This is a genomic window from Bacillus sp. AFS001701, from assembly GCF_002559405.1.
Taxonomy (GTDB): domain Bacteria; phylum Bacillota; class Bacilli; order Bacillales; family Bacillaceae_G; genus Gottfriedia.
The window spans coordinates 1-5,143 of sequence record NZ_NTZO01000311.1 but is presented as its reverse complement, the minus strand read 5'-3'; the positions used below and the strand labels follow the sequence as shown (position 1 = coordinate 5,143).

The 5,143-nt window shown below is 31.8% G+C and carries 6 protein-coding genes; all 6 read left to right on the top strand.

Annotated features, from left to right (window positions below):
- The first annotated feature begins 520 nt into the window (after window positions 1-520).
- The 6 genes from CN514_RS18735 (at window position 521) to CN514_RS18710 (ending at window position 5,058) form a co-directional block, all read left to right on the top strand.
- A complete protein-coding gene (locus CN514_RS18735; protein ID WP_098233909.1) occupies window positions 521-1,684 on the top strand; it encodes an Alp7A family actin-like protein in 1,164 nt (387 codons plus the stop codon).
- Window positions 1,685-1,744: 60 nt separating this feature from the next.
- The gene (locus CN514_RS18730; protein WP_098233908.1) at window positions 1,745-2,203 is read left to right on the top strand and encodes a hypothetical protein; all 459 of its coding nucleotides are present in this window, start codon (window positions 1,745-1,747) and stop codon (window positions 2,201-2,203) included.
- Window positions 2,204-2,450: 247 nt separating this feature from the next.
- Window positions 2,451-2,885 carry a DUF5348 domain-containing protein gene (locus tag CN514_RS18725; protein ID WP_098233907.1) on the top strand — a complete coding sequence of 145 codons (435 nt, stop codon included), beginning with the start codon at window positions 2,451-2,453 and terminating at the stop codon, window positions 2,883-2,885.
- A 558-nt stretch (window positions 2,886-3,443) separates the two neighbouring features.
- Entirely contained in the window at window positions 3,444-3,683 is a 240-nt protein-coding gene (locus CN514_RS18720) for a hypothetical protein (protein ID WP_098233906.1), read from the top strand.
- 165 nt (window positions 3,684-3,848) lie between these two features.
- A complete protein-coding gene (locus tag CN514_RS18715; RefSeq protein WP_098233905.1) occupies window positions 3,849-4,052 on the top strand; it encodes a DUF6199 family natural product biosynthesis protein in 204 nt (67 codons plus the stop codon).
- 322 nt (window positions 4,053-4,374) lie between these two features.
- A complete protein-coding gene (locus CN514_RS18710) occupies window positions 4,375-5,058 on the top strand; it encodes an HAD family hydrolase (RefSeq protein WP_098233904.1) in 684 nt (227 codons plus the stop codon).
- Window positions 5,059-5,143: the final 85 nt, after the last annotated feature.

Here is a 5,143-nt window from a genome sequence, read left to right as displayed (position 1 = left end):
CTTTATACCTTAAATTTCTCTCTTAAATCAAATTATACCTTTATAAAATTTTGAATCTACTAATTGTTCAGAGGTGCTTCTGATTAAATCGGATACATTCGAGCGTTTCGGAGATAAGTTTCGAATGCTTGAAAACAAAGAGTTTTCCAATTGTGATTACAAAAACGTATTTTTACTTCCAATTTAATTCTATTAATCTTTCGGAATCTCTGAAATATTCGAAGATACCTTCGAATAATAAGAAGGAAAATACAAAAAACATTATGGGACATTAACCACCATTAGTGGACATTATGAATACATTAACAAATTTTATAAAAAATGGAAAAAAGTTCATAATAAATATTGCTTATGCAAGTTAAGTGGTGTATTATTAATGTAACAACATAACACAACATAAAAAACATTACGAAAATAATATTTCTTGAAGGGTTTAAAAAAGTTATGTTGAATCAATATTATGTAAGGATAAACTTACAAACAAAAAACTATTAAATTATCTATTTAGGAGGAATTATTAATGATTATTGAACCAAAAGATTGGCGTGACGTAGTAGTAGGAGTAGATATGGCAAACGGCTTTTTGAAGTCAGCTAGTTCTAGAAGTTTTAACCCGTTAGACTGTGATATTTACCTGAATACGTTAACTGAAAGCAACAAAGAAGAATATGAACAATATTTAGCTGGAGTTTCTACTGAAGAAGTTTATTTTATAAATAATGAATACTACAAAGTAGGTTTAGTTTTACAAAATTCATTTAAAAAACAATGGGATTTTACATCTCGTAATACTAAAAAATATTATGATGAAGAATGGCAAACAGCCTTTATCATTGCTGTGTACCGCCAAATTAAGCACCTTAATTTAATGGGTAGTTTACACATTACTACAGGCTTACCGGCAAATGACGATAAGAAAAACACTGTTAAAGAATATTTAAAAACAGTGTTCGAAAAGAAAGAGCATTGTGTAAACGGAAAACCATTTACAATTGAAAATGTATTTTTTATTGGACAAGGTTCAGCATCATTCTTTAATGACTTATATAACGTTAATGAAGATGGAGATCTTCAAGTAAACAAAAGATTCTTAGGAGAAACAGCTCCGTTAGATCGAAATAGTGTTTCAAAGGTTCTCTTTCTAGATACGGGATTTGGTACCCAGGATGGTCGCTATACAATGGATTATGTTCTGCAACGTGAATCAATAGAAAGACCAGGTATGATCTCAGTTTGGAAGGCAATTATCAAAGAATTGACTGAATTAAACGATAAAGATGATGCACAAACACGAAAGAAAAAACTAGCTAATGAGTGGTTAAATGACGTAGATATACATAGTATCGAAGATCAAATTCGTGAAGGTAAAATGATTCGAAAAAGTCATAGAGAAGTAGATATTTCTGAAGCTTATGAAAAGCATATGCTTGAGTACGCTAAAGAAACAATTAAATCAATTTATATTGGTGGAACATTTGATAACCAAGAGTTTGATCAAGTTCGCTTCGTTGGTGGAGGCTCTAAAGCTCTAGAGCCATTCCTAATTAGAGCAATCGACGAACACCATTCTAATGATTCGGAAAAGAAAATCTATAAATTTGTTCCAAATCCTCAAACTACTAACTGTCTAGGATATGTAAAATATGGATTAGCGAGCGTTAAGAAACTTACGAAACAAAGATAATTAACAATAGGGGGCCGATACCTCGGTCTCCTATTTCTTTACCAAGAGAGGGTGAATCCTGTGGGAAAAGGTGCAGTAAGAGGCACAAAACGCGTTTATACTTTCAATTTAGATAATAATGATAAAGAAGAAGCTTTACTAATCAAGTGGTTAGAAACACAATCTACAACATCAGCTGTAAAAGAAGGTTTAAAGTTAGTGTTATCAGGTAACAGTACAGTTGGAGAAGTTAGTAGAGGACAAAATATAGAAAATACATCAGAACAAACCAAGCAGTTATTAGATATTTTACAAACGGCTGTAAATACTAATGCAAGCCTTATATCTCAATTAACATTGCAACCACAAATTCAGCAACAGACTACTCCAACAGAAGAAGTTGTTGAACAAGAAGATGTAAAAGAAGAAGATAAAAAAGAGAAAAAAGAAGAAGAATTAACTGAAGAACAAAAGCAACACGCTAATAGGATGTCTGATCGATTTGAGTCAGATGATTTTGATCCACTATCGAGTATATAAAATAAAAAAAGCAGCCGTTTTCCGTCGGCTGCTTTTAAACAAAAAACTATTTTATCCTTAGTGAGGATAAAAAACTATTAATTAAATTATATAATATTCCTTTTTTAATTTTCAATAGCTAAAACTATTACACTGCTACATTATGAGGAACCACTATTTTAGGGAAAAATTTCCTAAGTAGTTTGTTATGTGGCTTATGATACACACGTTATACTAAATATAATGAAAATCGTGGAGGGCTTAACAAATGGCAAGAGCTGCAAATATAAAAGAATTACAAAAAGAACTGTTTGAATTAACTTATAAAATTGAACGCATTCTTAGTATGGTTGATGATCAACCAGATAATATAGATTATGATCCTAACAATCCGGATGAATGTATGCTGTATTATAAATACCGTTCGATGATCGATAAACTATCAGATATTAACTACGAATTAAACTATTTAAAACGCCCTATTAAAGAAGAGGGTGCTTTGTACAAGCAATCTAATGGCAAATATACAATTAATGGTGATTATGAATTTTCAAGTGGAAGTCGGATTGAAGTGTTAGTGTATGATGACTTGGATGAACGTGAAGAATGGGTATCTACACGCATTGAACATACAAATAATGATTATTATTTCTTTCATTTAAAGGAAACGCCATTAGAAGGTGCAAAAGTTCGTAGAAGGTAGTTGGTTTAATTGAACAACTCAAACACAAATAAGGATAAGAAAATGCGTAATTGCACGTACTGCTGCAAACCGTTTCCAGTAGATCAACTTTATCCGTTAAGAAATGATGATTTTCCATCCGGAAATAGAAGATATTGCTTAAATTGTTTACCAGGTGTTCAAGCAGACTTTAATAGACTTCCCTGGAACCGTAATTACTGAAATCAACATATACGTTAAAGAGAAATACAAGGCACGGGTCGTATTTTTTAGAAGTTCGCTAAAAAATCTCCACCCTAACACCTTGTATTTTCTTTTTCTGGCTGTTTTGGCACACTTGCCAGCGACTATACTCAAAAAGGATTTAGACTCATTGTCGGCTTGCTAAGGCAATTGTAACAGCCAGAACCACTTAGTGCTCTCCTAACAAGAGAAAAGAAAGAGGGCTCTGCCCTCAAACTCCCGGCCGCCTCAACCTCAAAAAGGTTTAAAACTGCATTAAAAGGCGAAAAATATCTAATCAAATCTTAATGAAAAATGGTAAAATTTAGTAAATTAACAATTCAGGGAGAGAAATCTATGAAAAATCTAATCTTTGGAGGAATTGGAGTTTTAGCAAGCATTCTATTATTTGGAGTAACACTTATTTCGGCATCAATCTATTCTTTGTATCTATCTAAACCAGGTGGAGGCGGATGGGACCCAAATCTAGGAGTCTTTGGAACAGCGTTGTTTAACATAGGAACAATTCCATTACTAATAAGTCTAGTATTCTTTATCGTTGGTGCACGTTATGTATATAAAGGGATCAAAGAATAACAGCAGAAAACCAAAATAAAAAGGATGAAAAAAATGGAATTCTTATCTTATATAGTGTTTAAAATGAGACCCTTTTTAGAGTTAATTAATACCATTGCATTAGTTTATATAGCTTTTAAGTTAAGTAAATTAAAGAAATGAATTTGCTATTTAGGAGGGAGTAAATTGTTATTTATTGGGATTGTGCTCCTACTATTTTCAGCCTTATGTGTAGTTAGTCCTAAAACTGTTTGGTATGTTGCGGAGAGTTGGAAATCGAATGATACTACAGAACCTTCGGGGTTCTATGCATATTCAACACGCATTGGAGGTATATTACTAGCGCTATTTTCATTATTCGTAATCTATGTAGATATCTTTTGGAGATAGTATCATTAATCATATAATACAAGGAAAAATAGGAGGTATTTAATTGGATAATCTATTAGCTTTTTTACCGATTATAGTCTGGCTTTTAATCTTTGCTGCTTTTGGCTTTGGAATTTACTTTTTAGCGAAAAAATTAATAAAAAAATAGAAAGTACAGCAAAGATCACAATGAATGTGGTCTTTTTTTAGTAAATAAAAGGCTCTGTTAAAGTATATTGTAGATTTTCTTATTCAACTAATGGCAGTTTAGTTAAACAAGGAATTTGGATTAACAAAATAGAAATAAAGTTTAAAACTGAGCTTTTTTGGGAGTGGTAACAGGATGATTAAGGCTGTAATATTTGATTTAGATGGAACTTTATTAAATCGAGATGAATCAGTAAAGAAGTTTATTAATAACCAATATGAGCGATTGAATGTATGGGTAAGACATATACCAAAAGAGAAATACATTACAAGATTTATAGAACTCGATGATCGTGGAAATGTTTGGAAAGATAAAGTGTATCAACAATTAACTGGTGAACTTGATATAACTGGGATAACTTGGGAGGACTTACTGCAAGATTACATAAGCCAATTTAAGAATAATTGCATTCCATTTCCAAATCTTCTTAGTATGTTAGATGAATTGAAAAGTAACAATCTTATTTTAGGAATGATTACAAATGGAAAAGGTCAATTTCAGAAGGATAATATAAAGGCTTTAGGTATTGAAAATTATTTTGGTACTATTTTAGTATCTGAATTGGAGGGAATAAAAAAACCTGATCCTAAAATATTTAAGAGAGCCTTGGAACAACTTAATGTTTCACCTAATGAAAGCATATTTGTGGGCGATCATCCAGAAAATGATGTGAAAGCTGCTCAAAATGTAGGAATTAAAGGAATTTGGAAAAAAGATTTTCAATGGAACAATATCGAAGCAGATTTTACAATTGATGATTTATCGGAATTAACTTCAATCATCGTAAAATTAAGTAAACAAAATACTAAATCTTATTGAACTAACTAATGCGTGTGCGGCCGAGCATAGGTCGTATCATATAACGGGTGGGATTCCCGTCGAGAAAGAACTAGCCATTCACTCG

Coding starts and splice junctions, on each gene's coding strand:
- CN514_RS18735 (WP_098233909.1), top strand. CDS start 521: ATGATTATTGAACCAAAAGATTGGCGTGACGTAGTAGTAGGAGTAGAT.
- CN514_RS18725 (WP_098233907.1), top strand. CDS start 2,451: ATGGCAAGAGCTGCAAATATAAAAGAATTACAAAAAGAACTGTTTGAA.
- CN514_RS18720 (WP_098233906.1), top strand. CDS start 3,444: ATGAAAAATCTAATCTTTGGAGGAATTGGAGTTTTAGCAAGCATTCTA.
- CN514_RS18710 (WP_098233904.1), top strand. CDS start 4,375: ATGATTAAGGCTGTAATATTTGATTTAGATGGAACTTTATTAAATCGA.